16 protein-coding genes are annotated in these 17927 nt (G+C 72.2%); 8 read left to right on the plus strand and 8 right to left on the minus strand.

The window, feature by feature from the left end:
- Positions 1-59: 59 nt before the first annotated feature.
- The 4 genes from IQ210_RS22155 (at position 60) to IQ210_RS22165 (ending at position 2872) form a co-directional block, all read left to right on the plus strand.
- A complete protein-coding gene (locus IQ210_RS22155; RefSeq protein ID WP_194080799.1) occupies positions 60-1664 on the plus strand; it encodes an FAD-dependent monooxygenase in 1605 nt (534 codons plus the stop codon).
- A gap of 101 nt (positions 1665-1765) precedes the next feature.
- On the plus strand, positions 1766-1852 hold the full coding sequence (locus IQ210_RS48250; protein WP_318722129.1) for a putative leader peptide: 87 nt from the start codon (positions 1766-1768) through the stop codon (positions 1850-1852).
- A gap of 79 nt (positions 1853-1931) precedes the next feature.
- Positions 1932-2471: a cupin domain-containing protein gene (locus tag IQ210_RS22160; RefSeq protein WP_322656441.1), complete on the plus strand. Its 540-nt coding sequence runs from the start codon at positions 1932-1934 to the stop codon at positions 2469-2471.
- Positions 2468-2872: a rhodanese-like domain-containing protein gene (locus tag IQ210_RS22165; RefSeq protein WP_194080801.1), complete on the plus strand. Its 405-nt coding sequence runs from the start codon at positions 2468-2470 to the stop codon at positions 2870-2872. The genes IQ210_RS22160 and IQ210_RS22165 overlap by 4 nt, the downstream gene beginning before the upstream one ends.
- Before the next feature lie 22 nt (positions 2873-2894).
- Here IQ210_RS22165 and IQ210_RS22170 read toward each other — a convergent pair whose 3' ends face one another.
- The 3 genes from IQ210_RS22170 to recA form a co-directional block, all read right to left on the minus strand.
- A complete protein-coding gene (locus tag IQ210_RS22170; RefSeq protein WP_194080802.1) occupies positions 2895-3872 on the minus strand; it encodes a sugar ABC transporter substrate-binding protein in 978 nt (325 codons plus the stop codon).
- Positions 3873-4172: 300 nt separating this feature from the next.
- Positions 4173-5084 carry a recombination regulator RecX gene (gene recX / locus IQ210_RS22175; protein WP_194080803.1) on the minus strand — a complete coding sequence of 304 codons (912 nt, stop codon included), beginning with the start codon at positions 5082-5084 and terminating at the stop codon, positions 4173-4175.
- A gap of 4 nt (positions 5085-5088) precedes the next feature.
- The gene (gene recA, locus IQ210_RS22180; RefSeq protein ID WP_194080804.1) at positions 5089-6216 is read right to left on the minus strand and encodes a recombinase RecA; all 1128 of its coding nucleotides are present in this window, start codon (positions 6214-6216) and stop codon (positions 5089-5091) included.
- 300 nt (positions 6217-6516) lie between these two features.
- Here recA and IQ210_RS22185 point away from each other — a divergent pair, with 300 nt between their 5' ends.
- A complete protein-coding gene (locus IQ210_RS22185; protein WP_194080805.1) occupies positions 6517-7275 on the plus strand; it encodes a class I SAM-dependent methyltransferase in 759 nt (252 codons plus the stop codon).
- Here the strand turns inward: IQ210_RS22185 and IQ210_RS22190 are convergent.
- Positions 7272-8525, minus strand: a complete 1254-nt coding sequence (locus tag IQ210_RS22190; RefSeq protein ID WP_194080806.1) for an AI-2E family transporter — start codon at positions 8523-8525, stop codon at positions 7272-7274. The two genes, IQ210_RS22185 and IQ210_RS22190, sit on opposite strands and share 4 nt — an antisense overlap.
- 126 nt (positions 8526-8651) lie before the next feature.
- A complete protein-coding gene (locus tag IQ210_RS22195) occupies positions 8652-8846 on the minus strand; it encodes a DUF3046 domain-containing protein (RefSeq protein ID WP_059198518.1) in 195 nt (64 codons plus the stop codon).
- An 80-nt stretch (positions 8847-8926) separates the two neighbouring features.
- On the opposite strand from IQ210_RS22195, the gene IQ210_RS22200 reads away from it, so the two are divergent.
- Positions 8927-9871, plus strand: a complete 945-nt coding sequence (locus IQ210_RS22200) for a prenyltransferase/squalene oxidase repeat-containing protein (protein ID WP_194080807.1) — start codon at positions 8927-8929, stop codon at positions 9869-9871.
- 2 nt (positions 9872-9873) lie between these two features.
- Here the strand turns inward: IQ210_RS22200 and IQ210_RS22205 are convergent, their stop codons facing one another.
- The 3 genes from IQ210_RS22205 to IQ210_RS22215 are packed head-to-tail and all read right to left on the minus strand — an operon-like array spanning position 9874 to position 11770.
- The gene (locus IQ210_RS22205) at positions 9874-10182 is read right to left on the minus strand and encodes an AzlD domain-containing protein (protein ID WP_194080808.1); all 309 of its coding nucleotides are present in this window, start codon (positions 10180-10182) and stop codon (positions 9874-9876) included.
- Entirely contained in the window at positions 10179-10907 is a 729-nt protein-coding gene (locus IQ210_RS22210; protein ID WP_322656446.1) for an AzlC family ABC transporter permease, read from the minus strand. Before IQ210_RS22210 ends, IQ210_RS22205 begins: the two co-directional genes overlap by 4 nt.
- Positions 10877-11770: a helix-turn-helix transcriptional regulator gene (locus IQ210_RS22215; RefSeq protein ID WP_194080809.1), complete on the minus strand. Its 894-nt coding sequence runs from the start codon at positions 11768-11770 to the stop codon at positions 10877-10879. The genes IQ210_RS22210 and IQ210_RS22215 overlap by 31 nt, the downstream gene beginning before the upstream one ends.
- A gap of 295 nt (positions 11771-12065) precedes the next feature.
- Between IQ210_RS22215 and IQ210_RS22220 the strand changes: the two genes are divergently transcribed.
- Both IQ210_RS22220 and IQ210_RS22225 read left to right on the plus strand, forming a co-directional pair.
- Entirely contained in the window at positions 12066-16940 is a 4875-nt protein-coding gene (locus IQ210_RS22220) for an ATP-dependent helicase (protein ID WP_194080810.1), read from the plus strand.
- Between the two features lie 139 nt (positions 16941-17079).
- Entirely contained in the window at positions 17080-17916 is an 837-nt protein-coding gene (locus IQ210_RS22225; RefSeq protein ID WP_194080811.1) for an Fpg/Nei family DNA glycosylase, read from the plus strand.
- Positions 17917-17927: the final 11 nt, after the last annotated feature.

The raw sequence follows: 17927 nt of genomic DNA on the forward strand, positions 1-17927 counted from the left end.
CCAACCCTCTGTTCACCCACGTCCCCCGGGACGCCGCCACGGGCAGGGGGCGCCGCGCCGTGGACCCGGTGATCATCGTCGGAGCGGGGCCCGTCGGGCTCACGCTCGCCCTCGCGCTGGCCCGCCAGGACGTGCCGTCCGTGGTCCTCGACGAAGGCCCCGGCAAGGACGAACCCCGCCTGGCCCGCACGGTCGTGCTCCGCGAGGACACCGCCGCCCTGATGGAGCGGCTGACCGGCGTCGCGCTCGACGAGGTCGGCTGCCACTGGGCCGGATGGCGGTCATTGCGCCGCAAGCAGGTGATGCGCGAGGTCACCTTCGACGGCCCGGCGGAGCCGGCTCCGCTGCACATCGCCCAGCACGTCCTGACGGGCCTGCTGCGCGAGGCCCTCGCCGACGAACGGCTCGTCAAGATCGCCGTCGACAGCCGCCTCGACACCGTGGAGCAGGAGAAGTCCGGCGTCACCGCGCACACCCGCGGCCCCAAGGGCACGTGGTGGCGCGGCAGTTACCTGGTCGGCTGCGACGGCCCGCGCTCCACGGTCCGCAAACTCCAGGACATCCGCTTTCCCGGCCGTACGGCGGTGGAGCGACACGCCGTCGCCGCGCTGCGCACGGAACTTCCGTGGGAGGGCGAGGCGTTGCTCCATCGGATGCCGCCGTGGCGGACGTCCGGACCTTCGGCCGGGGAGGTCACCGGGCGCCCGTTGCCGGACGGGGTGTGGCGCCTGGACTGGCTGCTGCCACCGGGCAAGGACCTGGTCACGCCCGAGCTGCTGGTGTCCCGCGTCCGGGAGACCCTCGCCGGCTGGACGGGCGGCCCGACACCGCCGTACGACCTCCTCGACACCGGTGTGCACACCGTCCACCACCGTCTCGCGCGGCGCTGGCGAGTCGGTCGCGTCTTCCTCGCCGGGGACGCGGCGCATCTGCTCGGCGCGCTCGGCACACAGGGGCTTGACGAGGGGCTGAGGGACGCCGACAACCTCGCCTGGAAGCTGGCGCTCGCCTGGCACCACGGCCCGCACGAGGCGCTGCTCGACAGCTACCAGGCTGAGCGCCGGGGCGTCGTCGCCGCCCGGCTGCGCGCCGCCGACCAGGCGTTGCCGCTGCTGCGCGGCGGTGGTGGACTGCGTGCCTACGTCCCCGGCTCGGCCCGGGGCCATGACGCGCTGCTCGCCGACGGCCATCTGGGGCGCGGCGCGCTCGGTGCGCCGGGGGCGTACGCCGGCTCCCCGCTGGCGCCCCGGCACCTGGAGGCCGAGATTCCGGTGGACACCGCTCCGGGGGCGCCGGTCGCCGATGTGCGGGTCACCGCCGAGGACGGCTCGTTCGTACGACTCCGGGACCGGCTCGGTCGCGGGGCGCTGCTCGTCGTACTGATCGCGCCGGGGACGGGCGTGTGGGACCGCAAGCACTGGGTGACCGCCGGGGTCATGCCGCGTCTCGCGGCCGCCGTGACGGCGCTGCCGCACGCCGCCGAGCTGCTGGTCGCGGAGAGTTACCCCGGGGCGGCCGCGCACAGCGTCCTGCTGGTACGCCCCGACGGCCACCTCGTGACGGCGCTGAGCGGGGTCCGGCCCGCCGATCTGTACGCGGCGGCGGAGGCGACGGTGGGCGGACCTACGAAGACAGAGGCCGAGGCGGGGGCGGGGTCGCGCTGAGACAAGGGTGGGCAGAGCCCGTGGTGACGTTCGCACAGGCGTGCGTTCCACATAGTGACGCTGAGTTGACCGTTCTGCACCGTGATGCTGTAATCCGCGTCATGACCGACACCTGTGTGCGCCTGTGGCGGAGGGTCCATATGGACCTGGTCCGCTATGCGGGCTGCGTGTGTCGTCCGTCGTTCTGATTCGCATCCTTTCCCTCGCGCGTGCCGTGCCCGTCGTGCCGTCGCGCGCATTCCGCGAACGCTCTTCAGGACGGTGCCCGTGTCTGTCTCCCCCGCTCCCTCCACCACCGCTTCCGCCGTCGCGTCGGCGCCCTCACAGGCCGACCTGCTCGACTTCGTACGACGCACCGCCGCCGACGCCGAACTGATCTCCTCGCTCCCGCTCGACCCGGAAGGCCGCACCTGGGTGCGTCTGGAGGGGCCCGGCGGCAGTGAGGCCTGGCTGATCGGCTGGCCGCCCGGCACGGGCACCGGCTGGCACGACCACGCCGAGTCGGTCGGGGCCTTCGTGACGGCCTCCGGCGAGCTCAAGGAGAACTCGCTGGCCGCCCGGCTGCCCGCGGACGGCTGGCGGACCCTCGAACTCAGTGACGGAGTGGACCGGCAACGGCGGCTGTCGGCCGGCACGGGCCGTTCCTTCGGGCAGCACCACGTCCACGAGGTACTCAACGAGTCCCCGGACGAGCACGCGATCTCGGTCCACGCCTACTACCCGCCCCTGCCGCAGATCCGCCGCTACAGTCGGGCCGGGCAGGTCCTGCGTCTGGAGCACGTGGAGCGTCCGGAGGACTGGCAGTGAGCGGCACACACGAACAGCCCGTCGGCATCGACGAGTTGCTGGAACAGGTACGCGAGGGCTACGACCGGATCGAGGCGCGGGAGGCGTACGACGCCGCCCAGCGCGGTGAGGCGCTGCTGGTGGACATCCGTTACGCCGCCCTGCGCGACCGGGACGGGCTGATCCCCGGCGCCCTCGTCGTCGAGCGCAACGAACTGGAGTGGCGCCTCGACCCGCGCGGCAGCCACCGCGCCCCCGAGGCCACGAGCCATGACCTGCGGGTCGTGGTGATCTGCAACGAGGGTTACGCCTCCAGCCTCGCGGCCGCGTCCCTGCACCGGTTGGGCTTGCACCGGGCCACGGATCTGGTGGGCGGGTTCCAGGCCTGGCGGACGTCGGGGCTGCCGGTGACGTCGGCGTAGGCCACAGGGGCGTCGAGGTGTCTCAGCCGATGTCGGGGTCGCAGTAGAGCGGGGCCGTGTCGGCGGTGCCTCTGGTGACGAGGCGGGTCGGGGTGGTGGCGACCTTCTTCACGTCGTCCTCGCCACGGAGCAGGGCGAGGGCGTTGGTCACCGCCAACTCGCCGGTGTCGGCCGCCGAGTTGGCGACCGTGGCCGCGAAGCGCCCGTCCTTCAGCGCGGCCAGCCCCTCGTCGGTGCCGTTGACGGTCACGATCCTGACGGCCTTCCCGCCGGCCGCGTCGAAGGCCTCGCGGACGGCGAAGGCCATCTCCTCGTTGGCGACGAAGGCGTAGTCAAGGTCGGGGTGGGCCTCGATCATGTCCGTGGCGACTTTCCGCGCCTTGGCCGGGCTGAACATGCCGGGCTGGTTCGCGACCACGGTGGCGTTCGCCGGCAGGGCGCCCTTGAAGCCGCTGACGAGCAGATCGGAGGCCGCGCCCGGCGCTCCGGCGACGATGCCGACGTCCACCTTCGCGCCGGCGGCGTCCTTCTCGATCCAGCCCGCGTCGAGGGCGCCCACCTGCTTCAGGTCGACGACGACGGCCCCGAGGACGCCGGCGGTGTCGTCGGGGACGACCGAGGTCAGGAAGACGGGCACGCCTGCCGCCCTGGCCTTGGCGATGTCGTCCTGAAGGGCATCGACGTCGACGGTCTGCACGATGAGCGCGTCCACATGCCGGGAGATCATGTCCTCGATGTTGGCCAGCTCGGCCGCGGCGTCCTGCCGGGACTCGGCCGTGTGGATCCGGGCACCGTTGTTGAGCGCCGTGTCCTCGACGGCCGCCTCGAGACACGCGTGGAACCGCGTGGCCCCTCCGTTGACGAACCCCAGAGTGATCGTGCCCTCCACCGCCGGCCCGGTGTCCTCGGCGAGGAATCCGCATCCGCTCAGCACCAGAGAGCCACAGCTCCCGAGGACCGACGCGACCAGCGCTCTGCGGGAGCGGGCGGATCTGGGCATGGCTGGGCCGCCTTTCAGGGGCATGCGGAGGGGGTGTGCGGGTGCGCTGCGTGAGCGGCCTGCCGAGGCGCCTCACCCACCGACGGCACGTGGACGCTCGCGCTCATACAGCCGCGCAACGGTGGCCGACGCTACCGGCGACCGGGGAAGCCCACCCCTTCACGGGGCGCAAGGTAAGGCTGCGCCACTTGACCTTGCCGTCACAGGAAGGGAGTTGCGCCGACGCGCCCGAACTCAGCCCGCCTCAGCACCCGGGCCGACCCCGCGCACCGGAAACGCAACCCACCTCAACCCCCACCTTCAAAACCCTTCCCCCTCAAGGAACTCCGCCTCCTCGCCCTCCTCCTCGAGCGCCTGCCGCACCACTCGCAGAGCCATGCCCTCGGGATACCCCTTGCGGGCGAGCATCCCCGCGAGCCTGCGCAGCCGCTTGTCGCGGTCGAGGCCGCGTGTGGCGCGCAGCTTGCGGTCGACCAGCTCACGCGCGGTCGTCTCCTCCTGCTCGGAGTCGAGCTGCGAGACGGCCGCTTCGATGAGCGTGGAGTCCACGCCCTTGGTCCGCAGTTCCTGGGCGAGCGCCCGCCGGGCGAGCCCCCGGCCGTGGTGCCGGGACTCCACCCAGGCGTCGGCGAACGCGCTGTCGTTGATCAGTCCAACCTCCTCGAACCGCGACAGCACCTCCTCCGCCGCCTCGTCCGGAATCCCCTTCTTGCTCAGTGCGTCCGCGAGTTGCTTGCGGGTGCGCGGGGTCCCGGTGAGCAGGCGCAGACAGATCGCCCGCGCCCGCTCGACCGGGTCCGCTGAAGGCTCCCCCTTCTCGGCCCTCGACGAGGAGGAGACGCCTCCGTCCGCATCGGACGGGTCATCGGCCGGTTCCCCGTGCGACTCTCCGAAGCCGCGTCGCCGGCGCCCACGTCCCCCACGTGAGCCACCCTCGCCGCGTGCTCCTCGACCGCGTCGGCGCGAGACACCGCCGCCCGAGTCCGCTCCGTGGGCGGAGCCGTCCTCCGGCCACTCGCCCGCGGCCGACGCGCCCTCGTACAGCGCGCCGTCGCCCGGCGCACCGCCGCCGTACTCCCCGTCCGTGCCGTACGACGGCGTCCTGCCGTATCCCCCGTAACTGCCCTGGGCCTCGGCGCCGGCGGCGCCCCTCCCCCGGTCGCGCGGAGCGTCCGGGTAGGCGTACTCGGCCCAGTCGGTTCGCCGAGTCACCGCGTCAGCTCTTGGCTGCCGCGGCCTTGGTCTTGGCCGCCTTGGCCGCCGCCGGTGCGGGGACCGTCTTCGCCGCGTCGCCCGCGGGGGTGGCGACCGCCGCGTCCGCGCCCGGCTCGGCGGTCGGCTCCTCGGGACGGACGCCGACGCCCAGCTTCTCCTTGATCTTCTTCTCGATCTCGTTGGCCAGGTCGGGGTTGTCCTTCAGGAAGTTACGGGCGTTCTCCTTGCCCTGGCCGAGCTGGTCGCCCTCGTACGTGTACCAGGCGCCGGCCTTGCGCACGAAGCCGTGCTCCACGCCCATGTCGATCAGGCCGCCCTCGCGGCTGATGCCCTGGCCGTAGAGGATGTCGAACTCGGCCTGCTTGAAGGGCGGCGCGACCTTGTTCTTGACGACCTTGACACGGGTGCGGTTGCCGACCGCGTCAGTGCCGTCCTTGAGGGTCTCGATGCGGCGGATGTCCATGCGCACCGAGGCGTAGAACTTCAGCGCCCGACCACCCGTCGTGGTCTCCGGGGAGCCGAACATCACGCCGATCTTCTCGCGGAGCTGGTTGATGAAGATCGCGGTGGTCTTGGACTGGTTGAGCGCGCTGGTGATCTTCCGCAGGGCCTGCGACATCAGTCGGGCCTGCAGACCGACGTGGCTGTCACCCATCTCGCCCTCGATCTCCGCGCGCGGGACGAGCGCGGCGACGGAGTCGATGACGATGAGGTCGAGGGCGCCGGAGCGGACCAGCATGTCCACGATCTCCAGGGCCTGTTCGCCGTTGTCCGGCTGGGACAGGATCAGGTTGTCGACGTCGACGCCGAGCTTGCGCGCGTACTCGGGGTCGAGGGCGTGCTCCGCGTCCACGAAGGCCACCTGGCCGCCGGCCCGCTGCGCGTTGGCCACCGCGTGCAGGGTCAGGGTCGTCTTGCCGGAGGACTCCGGTCCGTACACCTCCACCACACGGCCGCGCGGGATGCCACCGACGCCGAGCGCGACGTCGAGCGCGGTCGACCCGGTGGGGATGACCTCGATGGGCTCGTTCGGCCGCTCGCCCATGCGCATGACCGCGCCCTTGCCGAATTGCCGTTCAATCTGTGCGAGCGCGGCATCCAGGGCCTTCTCGCGGTCGGTTCCTGCCATGGGTTCCACCCGGTTTGCTTGAGTCGATCGCTTCACGTGAAAGACGCTAACGCCTGCCACTGACAATGGGCCCCGACGCCCGCCCGGCCTGTGGATAACTCGGGCACTTATCCATCCGAACCGTGCCGAAATGCCCACCGTGGGCCCTTCTCGGGCCTCGCCCGCGCCTCCATAAGAATGGATGTTCGATTTTTGTGTCAAGCGCACCACGCGGCACTTCCGAGCCTACGTCCGGGAGCCGACAGCCCCGGGGATCCCGGGCCGCGCGTCCAGCACTCCGCGCCTCCCATACTTGCCGTCATGGCCACTTACGACACGCTCGGTGCGACCTACACCCGGACCCGCAGGCCTGATCCGCGCATCGCCGCGCAGATCCACGCCGCGCTCGGTGACGCCCAGGACGTGGTCAACGTCGGGGCGGGCGCCGGTTCCTACGAGCCCCCGCAGACGGTGCTCGCCGTCGAGCCCAGCCAGGTCATGATCAGCCAGCGTCCGGCGGGAGCGGCGCGAGCCGTGCAGGCCGTGGCGGAGAACCTGCCGCTGCGCGACAACGCCGCCGACACCGTCATGGCCCTGCTGACCGTGCACCACTGGACGGACCTGAGCGCCGGGATCAGGGAACTGCGCAGGGTCGCCCGCCGTCGCATCGTCGTCCTGACATGGGACCAGCACGTCTTCCGCGAGCGGTTCTGGCTCGTCCGCGACTACCTGCCGGAGGTGGCCGCGTACGACGACACCCGGGCCGTCCCCGTCGACCAGCTGCTCGACCTGCTCGGCGGCGGACGCCAGGAACCGGTTCCCGTCCCCCACGACTGCGTCGACGGCTTCGGCGCCGCGTACTGGCGCCGCCCGGACGCCTACCTCGACCCACAGGTACGCGCGGGTGTCTCCATGCTGGCCCAGACCGGCGACGACACGCTCGCGCCGGGGCTGACCCGGCTCGCGGACGACCTGAGAACCGGCCACTGGCAGACGCGCTACGCCGAGCTGCTCACGCTCGGGACGATCGATGTCGGTTACCGGCTGCTCGTGACCGACCTGGCACCGTCCGCCGTCTAGGAGCCGGCCCCGTCCTCGGAGTCCCGGTCGCCGGGTCTCCGTGACCAGAGGTCACGCGCGCGCCTGAACAGCCCCTCCGACACCCGGCGCCGGTGGCCGTGCACGCGCGGGTCGTCCGTGACGTCGTACCGCTTCACATACGCCCCCAGGAACGCCTGGAGCGTGGCGACCGCCGGGATGGCGATCAGGGCGCCGACGGCGCCCAGGAGGGCGGTGCCGGCGATGACCGAGCCGAAGGCCACGGCGGGGTGGACGTCGACGGTCTTCGAGGTCAGCTTGGGCTGGAGCACATAGTTCTCGAACTGCTGGTAGACCACGACGAAGATCAGCACCCACAGCGCGTACCAGGGATCGACCGTGAACGCGATCAGCATCGGCAGGGCGCCCGCGAGATATGTGCCGATCGTCGGGATGAACTGCGAGACCAGGCCCACCCAGACGGCGAGCACGGGCGCGTTGGGCACTTCCAGCGCCTGGAGCAGGATGTAGTGGGCGACGCCGGAGATCAGCGCCATCACACCGCGCGAGTACAGATAGCCGCCGGTCTTGTCGACCGCGATCTCCCAGGCGCGCAGCACCTCGGCCTGCTTGGCGGGCGGCAGGACCGAGCAGAGCGCGCGGCGCAGTCGCGGACCGTCCGCGGCGAAGTAGAACGAGAACAGAGTGATCGTCAGCAGCTGGAAGAGTCCCCCGATGACCTGGGCGGACAGGTCGAGGACACCGGTGGCGCTGTTCTGCACGTAGTTGCGCAGCCAGTCGGACTTGAGCAGGCCCTCCTGGACGTCGATCCGCTTCAGGTCGGTGTGGAAGTGCGTGTTGATCCAGCTGATGACGGAGTCGATGTAGTCGGGGAAGTCCTCGACGATCTTGATGATCTGCCCCGCGAGCATCGACCCGAGCAGGGTGATGAACCCGGCGGACACGATCATCACGGCGAGGAAGACGAGGAAGGTGCCGACCCCCCGACGTATCCCACGCGAGGCCATCCAGCTCACCGCGGGTTCGATGGCCAGGGCCAGGAAGAACGCGATCAGGATGTTGATCAGCAGCCCGGTGAGCTGGTGGAACGCCCATGTGCTCAGCTGGAAGGCGGCGTAGAGGCCGAGGGTGAGCACCACGGCACGCGGCAGCCAGCGCGGCATGCGCGCGTTCGCCCCGGCGACGCCGTCGGCCGGGGGCCGGGCGGGCGGCGTCGTGCCGAACGGGGACGCGTGCTGGGGGACCTCGTCGGTCTCGTCAGTGGGTGCCACGGTGCAAGTTTCGCCTACGCCGCTGACAATCCGCTGCCCCCCTGCGATCTTCGTGACCGGTCAGCGCTCGACCTGTGGCACGTTCATGACCGGTGCGTGCCCGGGCCTCGGCTCGTTCACGACCCGTCAACGCTTCTCTTGCGGCACGTTCATGACGGTGCACACCACACGCCACACGTCCTTGGCGTCCCAGCCGGCGTCCAGGGCCTCGTACACCGTGCGCCCGCCGAGCTCGGCCATGACGTGGTCGCGCGCGAAGGTGTCGTCGTACCCGGGACCGAAATGGTCCGCCATCCGCTGCCAGAAGACCGTCAACCGCATGACCCCAGTATCCCGCCCCTGAGAGTGGGCCTCGGCCGGGACCGCTTGCCGAGACCGCTTTCCGCCCTACGGTCTGACGCATGGCCGAAACAGGAGCTTCCCCACTCCCCCCGACGCCCCCGGCGCACTCCCCGCTCTTCCGCGCCGAGCACTTCGTCTGGCTCACCGCGCGCGTGCTGGAACAGCGCCTCTTCGCCCACCACTTCCTGAACGGCGACGCCGACCCGGTGGAGACCGCGCTGGACGCGTACCGCAACGAGGACGGCGGTTACGGCCACGCCCTGGAGCCCGATCTGCGCGGCCCGGTCAGCCAGCCCCTGCACACCGGGCACGCCCTGCGCGTCCTGGACGCCATCGGACGCTGCGGCGGCCGACGGGTGGAGCACGTGTGCCGCTATCTGACGTCGGTCTCCACCGCGGACGGCGCCCTGCCGGCGATCCTTCCCGGCCAGCGCGGCTATCCCACGGCCCCCTTCATCACGATCGTGGACGACCCGCCCAGCGAGCTCCTCGCCACCGGCCCGGTCGTCGGTCTGCTGCACCGCAACGAGGTGTGGCACGCCTGGCTGTTCCGCGCCACGGACTTCTGCTGGCACGCGGTCGAGTCCCTGCGCCAGTCCCACCCGTACGAGGTCCAGGCCGCCGTCGCCTTCCTGGACGCCGCTCCCGACCGCCCGCGCGCGGAGGCGGCCGCGGACCGACTGGGCCGCCTGGTGCGCGAAACCCGGCTCGCGGCCCTGGACCCGGAGCACCTGGACACCCACCCGGTCTCTCCGGGCTACGCCCCGGGCGAGCACCACTTCCCGCACGACTACGCCAGGACGCCGTACTCGCTCGCGCGCGCGTGGTTCACGGACGAGGAGATGGAACGCTCCCTGGACTTCCTGGCAGCCGCGCAGCAGGAGGACGGCGGCTGGCCGATCCGCTGGCGCCAGTGGGCGCCCGGCACCGCCCTGGAAGCCCGCCCCATGGTGACGATCGAGGCGCTGCGCACCCTCAGGGCGTACGGCCGATCGATCGGCTGAGCTCACCCGCCCATGGCCCGTACGCCCGCCGTGACCACCACGGCCACCGCGACGACGAGCAGGAAGGGAGCACGCAGCAACAGCGCCACCGCGGCCGCGGCAACCCCGGCGAGCCGCGCGTCCAGCACCAGCTCCCGCCCGTCGGCAAAGGTCTGCTGGGCCGTGAGAGCGGCCAGCAGGGCAACCGGCAGCAGCGCGGCCAGCCGCTTCACCAGCGGCCGCTCCAGAGCACCCGCGGGAACGAGCAGCCCGACGAGCTTGACGGCGTAACAGCCCACGGCGGTGACGCCGATCGCGATCCAGACGCTCACCTCTCCTCCCGCCCGCCCTGCCGACGGCCCTCGGCCCACAGCACCACGGGAGCCGCGAGCGCGGCCGCGAGCACCGGCACCCCGGCTGGCAGCACGGGCAGCAGCCCGAGCCCCAGCAGCACGGCAAGCCCGGCGACGGCACGCTCGGTGCCGCTCTTCAGCATCGGCGCGAGCAACGCGAGGAACACAGCTGGCCCGGCGGCATCGAGCCCCCAGGCGTCGGTGTCCCCGATGGCCTCGGCCCCGAGCGCGCCCAGCAGGGTGGTGAGATTCCACAGCACATAGAGACTCAGCCCCGTGACCGCGAACCCGATCCGCACCTGCCGCAGCCCCCGCTGGGCCAGCGCGACAGCCGCCGTCTCATCGATCACCCACTGAGCGGCGAACGGCCGCACCGCGCGCGGAAGCGCCAGCAACTGCGACAGCCGAAGCCCGTAGAAGGCATTGCGCACCCCGAGGAAGAAGGCCCCGGCAGCCGCGGTCAGCGGATTCCCACCGGCGGCCAGCGCCCCCACCAGCGCAAATTGAGATGCGCCGGTGAACACCAGAAGGCTGAGCGCACACGTCTGGAGCAGGGTGAGCCCACTCCCCGCCGCGGTCACGCCGAAGGCGAACCCGGAGAGTCCCACGGCGACCCCGACTCCGAGGGCGTCCCGTACGACGGCGGCATCCGCCTTCCGGCCGTCACCGGCGGCTATGTCCACGAAAGCTGTCTGTTCTCCCACCCATCGGACGCTAGACGAGACCCCGTCCGAACGTCTTGTACGTTCTTGCGCTCACGCTGGTACGCCCCGGGCGGCACCCCGACGATCCGCGAAAAATGCCGATTCAGATGCGGCTGATCACTGAACCCCACAGCCAGCGCGGCCTCCCCCGGCGACGTACCCCCGTCCAGCAACAGCCGAGCCCGCCGCACGCGCGCGTCGGTGAGCCAGGCATGCGGCGGCATCCCGTACAGCTCCCGAAAGGCCCGCAACAACGCGAACGACCCGACACCAAGTTCCTGAGCCAGCGCCTCCAGGCTCGGCGGCTCGGCCATCCGCTCCTCCAGCACGTCACGCGCGCGTACAGCCACCCGAGCCCCCGCCGACCGCACCTCCCGCCGCGGCAGGACCCCACCGTTGAGCCGCAGCAACCGGGTCACGGCGACCCGCAGCAAGGTATCGGCGGCCAGCGCGTTGCCCTCGTCAGCGGCCCGCAACACCTGATGCACCAGCCCGACTGCGTACGGATCATCAAGAACCGGATCGACGAACCCCGGGGTCCCCCGAATCGACGTGGTCTCGGCAGCGATCCCGGCCACCACCTCACGCGACGGATACACGGCCCCGTACCGCCACCCCTCGGGCACCCCCGCCCGCCCGGTGTGCGCGGTATCCGGATTGACGAGAGCAAGCGCCCCGGCCCCCGCGTACCGATCAGCACCCCGATAGTGAAAGACCTCGACCCCGTCCGCGATGGCAGCGATCACGAAGCTCTCATGGGTGTGCCGCACAAAGTTCTTCCGCACATACCGAGCGCGCAACAGATCGACCCCGGGCAACTCGGCATACCGCCAATGCCGCGCCCGCTCACCCGAACCTGCCATACGAACCATTCTCCGCCAACCGCGGACCCGCAGTGCGCAAGCCGGGGACGGGCACGGACCCGCACCGCGCGACGGCGGGAAGGGGACGTGTCGGGGGGTGTCCGCCCGCAGCGGTTGGCGCGTCAACACGGGAGCCCTGTTATAGCTGCCCGATTCCGCGCCGTTCCGAGGACGGACACCCCCCGGCGCGGCCCCGACCCACAACGCACCACCCGCGCACAAGGCGAACCCCCACGAGCCCGCACGAATCCCCAGCTCACCAGCCGTTGTCAGTCCCCGGGTGCAGGATGGACGCATGGTCAGCTCCACACACCGAGCCCTGGACGGCTTCTCCCCCGCAACCCGCGGCTGGTTCACGGGAGCCTTCGACGCGCCCACCGCGGCCCAGGCAGGCGCATGGACGGCCATCAGAGAGGGCTCGGACGTCCTGGTGGTAGCCCCCACCGGCTCCGGCAAAACCCTCGCCGCCTTCCTGGCCGCCCTGGACGACCTGGCCTCCACACCCCCACCCGCCGACCCCAGGAAGCGCTGCCGAGTCCTCTACGTCTCCCCGCTGAAGGCCCTCGCGGTGGACGTGGAGCGCAACCTCCGCAGCCCCCTCACCGGCATCCGCCAGGAATCCGTACGCCTCGGCCTGCCCGAACCCGAGGTGAAGGTCGGCATCCGCTCCGGCGACACACCGCCAGCGGAGCGCCGCGCACTGTCCACCCGCCCCCCGGACATCCTGATCACCACCCCCGAGTCCCTGTTCCTGATGCTGACGTCGGCCACCCGCGACGCGCTGACCGGCATCGAAACAGTGATCCTCGACGAGGTCCACGCCGTAGCGGGCACCAAGCGAGGCGCCCACCTCGCCCTCTCCCTGGAGCGCCTGGACGAGCTCCTCCCGAAGCCGGCCCGCCGCATCGGCCTCTCCGCGACCGTCCGCCCGGTCGACGAGATCGCCCGCTACCTCTCTCCGCGCCGCAAGGTGGAGATCGTCCAGCCGAAGTCGGGCAAGGAGTTCGACCTCTCGGTAGTGGTCCCCGTGGAGGACCTCGGCGAACTAGGCGGCTCCCCCGTGGCGGACGGCACCGAGGGCGCGGAACGCCCCTCCATCTGGCCGCACGTCGAGGAGCGCATCACCGACCTCGTCCAGGCCCACCGCTCGACCATCGTCTTCGCCAACTCCCGCCGCCTCGCGGAACGCCTCTGCAACCGCCTCAACGAGATCGCCTACGAACGCGCGACCGGCGAACCCCTGGCGGAACACCACGCCCCCGCCGAGCTGATGGGCGGCTCAGGGGCCGCCCAGGGCGCACCTCCGGTCATCGCCCGAGCCCACCACGGCTCGGTCTCCAAGGAACAGCGCGCCCTGGTCGAGGAAGACCTCAAGGCAGGCCGCCTCCCCGCGGTGGTCGCGACCTCCAGCCTCGAACTCGGCATCGACATGGGCGCGGTCGACCTGGTCGTCCAGGTCGAATCACCCCCCTCCGTGGCCTCCGGCCTGCAACGCGTGGGCCGCGCGGGCCACCAGGTCGGCGCGGTCTCCACCGGCGTGGTCTTCCCGAAGTACCGCGGCGACCTGGTCCAGGCCGCGGTCGTCACCGAGCGGATGCGCACCGGCTCCATCGAGTCCCTCAAGGTCCCCGCGAACCCCCTGGACGTCCTGGCCCAGCAGTTGGTCGCGATGACGGCGCTGGACACCTGGCAGCTCGACGACCTGCTCGCCACGGTCCGCCGCGCGGCCCCCTTCGCCTCGCTCCCGGAGTCGGCCTTCACCGCGGTCCTCGACATGCTCGCGGGCCGCTACCCGTCGGACGCCTTCGCGGAACTGCGCCCCCGGGTCGTCTGGGACCGCGTCGCCGGAACCATCACCGGCCGCCCCGGCGCCCAGCGCCTCGCCGTCACCTCCGGCGGCACCATCCCGGACCGCGGCCTCTTCGGCGTCTTCCTCGCCGGCGCCGATCCCAAGAAGGGCGGCGGAAGGGTCGGCGAGCTGGACGAGGAGATGGTCTACGAGTCGCGCGTGGGCGACGTCTTCACGCTCGGCACCAGCTCCTGGCGCATCGAGGACATCACGCGCGACCGCGTCCTGGTCTCCCCGGCCCCGGGCGTCCCGGGTCGGCTGCCGTTCTGGAAGGGCGACCAGCTGGGCCGCCCGCTCGAACTCGGCCGCGCGGTCGGCGCGTTCCTCCGGGAAGTGGGCTCGATGCCCAAGGAGAAGGCCCGCCCCCGCCTCCTGGCAGCGGGCCTTGACACCTGGGCGGCGGACAACGTCCTCGCGTACCTCGACGAACAACGCGAGGCCTGCGGCCACATCCCCGACGACCGCACGATCGTCGTGGAACGCTTCCGCGACGAACTCGGCGACTGGCGCGTCGTCGTCCACTCCCCCTTCGGCGCCCAGGTGCACGCCCCCTGGGCCCTCGCCCTCGGCGCCAAGCTCTCCGAGCACTACGGCATGGACGCCCAGGTGATGCACGCCGACGACGGCATCGTCCTCCGCCTCCCCGACGCCGACCTGATGGGCCTGGACCTGCTGGACCAGGAACCGATGAAACTCGGCACGGAGTACGACGCCGACCAGGCCCCGGTCGGCGCGGCGGACGTCGTCTTCGACAAGGGCGAGGTCGACCAGATCGTCACCGACCAGGTCGGCGGCTCCGCCCTGTTCGCCTCCCGGTTCCGCGAATGCGCCGCCCGCGCCCTGCTCCTCCCCCGCCGCAACCCCGGCAAGCGCACCCCACTGTGGCAGCAGCGCCAGCGCGCCTCGCAACTCCTGGAGGTGGCCAGCGAGTACGGCTCGTTCCCGATCGTCCTGGAGGCGGTCCGCGAGTGCCTCCAGGACGTCTTCGACGTCCCCGGACTCACCGAGCTGATGGGCGACCTGGAGTCCCGCAAGGTCCGCCTCGTCGAGGTCACCACCCCCGAGCCCTCCCCCTTCGCCCGCTCCCTCCTCTTCGGTTACGTCGCCCAGTTCCTGTACGAGGGAGACTCCCCGCTCGCCGAGCGCCGCGCCGCGGCCCTGTCCCTCGACTCCCGTCTGCTGGCGGAGCTGCTCGGCCAGGCGGAGCTGCGCGAGCTGCTGGACGCCGAGGTCCTGACGGAGCTGGAGCGGGAGCTCCAGTGGCTCACCGAGGACCGCCGCGCGAAGGACGCCGAAGGCGTCGCGGACCTCCTCCGCCTCCTCGGCCCGCTCACGGAAGCGGAGTTGGCCGAGCGGGGCGCGGAGCCGCAGTGGGCGCAGGACCTCGCCAACGCCCGCCGCGCCATCCGGGTCCGTATCGCCGGCACCGACCACTGGGCGGCGGTCGAGGACGCGGGACGGCTGCGCGACGCGCTGGGCACCGCGCTGCCGGTCGGCGTCCCGGAGGCCTTCACCGAGCCGGTCAAGGACCCGTTGGGCGACCTCCTCGCGCGCTACGCCCGCACCCACGGCCCGTTCACCTCGGCGACCGCGGCGGCCCGCTTCGGTCTGGGCGTGGCGGTCACGGAGGGCGCGTTGCAGCGCCTCGCCGCGAACGGCCGTGTCGTCCAAGGGGAGTTCCACCCGGCGGGCATCGGCCAGGAGTGGTGCGACGCCGCAGTGCTCCGCCGCCTCCGTCGCCGCTCCCTGGCAGCCCTGCGCCATGAACTCGAGCCGGTGCCGCCGCCCGCGCTGGCCCAGTTCCTCCCTCAGTGGCAGCACATCGGCAAGGGGCACGGACTGCGTGGCATCGACGGCCTGGTGCGCGCCGTGGAGCAGTTGCAGGGCGCGTCCGTGCCCGCCTCCGCACTGGAGAAGCTGGTCCTGCCGTCCCGGGTGGCGAACTACACCCCGGCGATGCTCGACGAACTCACCTCCGCCGGCGAGGTGGTGTGGGCCGGAGCGGGCTCCCTGCCCGGCAAGGACGGCTGGGTCTCCCTCTACCTCGCGGACGCGGCCCCCCTCCTCCTGCCGCCCCCGCACCCCCTGGAACTGACGGCCCTCCACGAGTCCGTCCTGACCGCCCTCTCCGGCGGCTACGGCCTGTTCTTCCGCCAGATCGCCGACCAGGTCCGCGCGACCACCCACCCCGACGCCACCGACCCCCAACTCGCCGACGCCGTCTGGGACCTGGCCTGGTCCGGCCGTCTCACGAACGACACCCTCACCCCCATGCGCTCCCTGCTGGGCTCGGGTCGCACGGCGGGCTCCACGGCCCACCGTGCCAAGCGCACGATCCCGCGCGGCCGCTACGGCTCCCTCACGGCCGCCGCCCGCCCTACGTCCCGCACCGGTCCGCCCACCGTCGCCGGCCGCTGGTCCCTGCTGCCCGTCCGCGAGCCCGACCCCACCCTGCGCGCCCACGCCCTGGCCCGCACCCTCCTCGACCGGCACGGCGTGGTGACCCGGGGCGCAGTCTCGGCGGAGGGCGTCGAGGGCGGCTTCTCGGCGACGTACCGCATCCTGTCCGCCTTCGAGGAGACCGGTCAGGCCCGCCGCGGCTATGTGGTGGAGGGTCTCGGCGCCGCCCAGTTCGCGATGGACGGCGCGGTGGACCGCCTCCGCGCGGTGGCGAACGCCCGCGAACGGGGCCAGACCGACGCCACAGCCCCGGCGGCCGACGACTTCACCACGTACGCCGACTTCAGCGCTCCAGACCCCGGCGCCGACTTCTGGCAGACCAACGGGGACCAGGCCCCCCTGGGCCTCGACGACACCTACGACCCGCTGCCTCCGGCCCAGGCCCCCACCTCACGCGACCACTACGTCTCCCCCCGCGACCTTCGCGCCCCCGCGCGCGCCCCCCACCGCCGCGACCGCCCCTCCCCCGACAGCCGAGCCGTCGTCCTGGCCGCCGCCGACCCGGCGAACGCGTACGGCGCCGCCCTCCCCTGGCCCGAGCCCCCGACCGGCGCCGGACACAAGGCGGGCCGCAAGGCGGGCTCCCTGGTGGTCCTGGTCGACGGCGAGCTGACGCTCTACATGGAGCGCGGCGGCAAGACCCTCCTGGCCTGGCCCGAGGACCCGGACACCAAACCCTCCGACGACCCCCGCCTCCAGGCAGCAGCCGACGCCCTGGCGGCAGCCGCCCGAGCCGGCTCCTTGGGCACAGTCACCGTGGAACGCATCAACGGCGTCTCGGCCCTGACCTCCGCCCTCGGCATCCTCCTGGAGGGGGCAGGCTTCATCGCCACCCCACGAGGCCTACGCCTACGCGCCTAAGACACTGATCGACGCCGACTGGACGCCCCTAGGGGCGCGGGGAACTGCGCGACCAGCCAGCGACAACCCGCACCCGCCGCACAACAGCAGCCCCCAACCCTTTAGGCGCCCACCCACCACCCCGTGCCACCCTTGACCCATGCCCGAAGGAGACACCGTCTGGCAGACAGCGACCCGCCTCCACAACGCCCTCGCCGGCCAGACCCTCACCCGCAGCGACCTCCGCGTCCCCAAGTTCGCGACAGCGGACCTCACCGGCCGCACCGTCCTGGACGTCACCCCGCGCGGCAAACACCTCCTGACCCGCATCGAGGGCGGCCTGACCCTCCACTCGCACCTCAAGATGGACGGCTCCTGGAAGGTCTACGCGAACGGCCGCCGCTGGACCGGCGGCCCCACCCACCAGATCCGCGCGATCCTCGGCAACGCCGACAAGACAGCCGTCGGCTACCGCCTCCCCGTCCTGGAACTCCTCCGCACGTCCGACGAGGACCGCGTCGTCGGCCACCTCGGTCCCGACCTCCTGGGCCCGGACTGGAACCGCGACCGCGCCCTCGCCAACCTCCTCGCCGACCCCGCCCGCCCCCTCGGCGAGGCCCTCCTCGACCAGCGCAACCTCGCCGGAATCGGCAATGTCTACAAGAGCGAGCTCTGCTTCCTGCTGGGCGTGACCCCCTGGCTTCCCGTGGGCGAGCTCCCCGCCGACCGCGCCGCCAAGCTCCCCGCCCTCGCCAAGAAGCTCCTCGAGGCCAACCGCGACCGCCCGGTCCGCACCACCACGGGTCGCCACGGCCACGACCTCTTCGTCTACGGCCGCGCCGGCACCCCCTGCCTCCGCTGCCGCACCCCCATCCGCCTCGCCAACCAGGGCGACGGCACCCGCGAACGCCCCACCTACTGGTGCCCGGCATGCCAGCGGGGACCGGCCCCGGGCCCCTCCCCACGCCCCGGAACCCCACACCGTACGACTAATTGACGACCCGTCAG

Origin of the sequence: Streptomyces justiciae, assembly GCF_015163075.1 — a bacterium.
Lineage (GTDB): Bacteria > Actinomycetota > Actinomycetes > Streptomycetales > Streptomycetaceae > Streptomyces > Streptomyces justiciae.

Coding starts and splice junctions, on each gene's coding strand:
- IQ210_RS22195 (WP_059198518.1), bottom strand. CDS start 8,846: ATGCGGTTGACGGTCTTCTGGCAGCGGATGGCGGACCATTTCGGTCCC.
- IQ210_RS22185 (WP_194080805.1), top strand. CDS start 6,517: ATGGCCACTTACGACACGCTCGGTGCGACCTACACCCGGACCCGCAGG.
- IQ210_RS48250 (WP_318722129.1), top strand. CDS start 1,766: ATGACCGACACCTGTGTGCGCCTGTGGCGGAGGGTCCATATGGACCTG.
- IQ210_RS22170 (WP_194080802.1), bottom strand. CDS start 3,872: ATGCCCAGATCCGCCCGCTCCCGCAGAGCGCTGGTCGCGTCGGTCCTC.
- recA (WP_194080804.1), bottom strand. CDS start 6,216: ATGGCAGGAACCGACCGCGAGAAGGCCCTGGATGCCGCGCTCGCACAG.
- IQ210_RS22220 (WP_194080810.1), top strand. CDS start 12,066: ATGGTCAGCTCCACACACCGAGCCCTGGACGGCTTCTCCCCCGCAACC.
- IQ210_RS22225 (WP_194080811.1), top strand. CDS start 17,080: ATGCCCGAAGGAGACACCGTCTGGCAGACAGCGACCCGCCTCCACAAC.
- IQ210_RS22215 (WP_194080809.1), bottom strand. CDS start 11,770: ATGGCAGGTTCGGGTGAGCGGGCGCGGCATTGGCGGTATGCCGAGTTG.
- IQ210_RS22200 (WP_194080807.1), top strand. CDS start 8,927: ATGGCCGAAACAGGAGCTTCCCCACTCCCCCCGACGCCCCCGGCGCAC.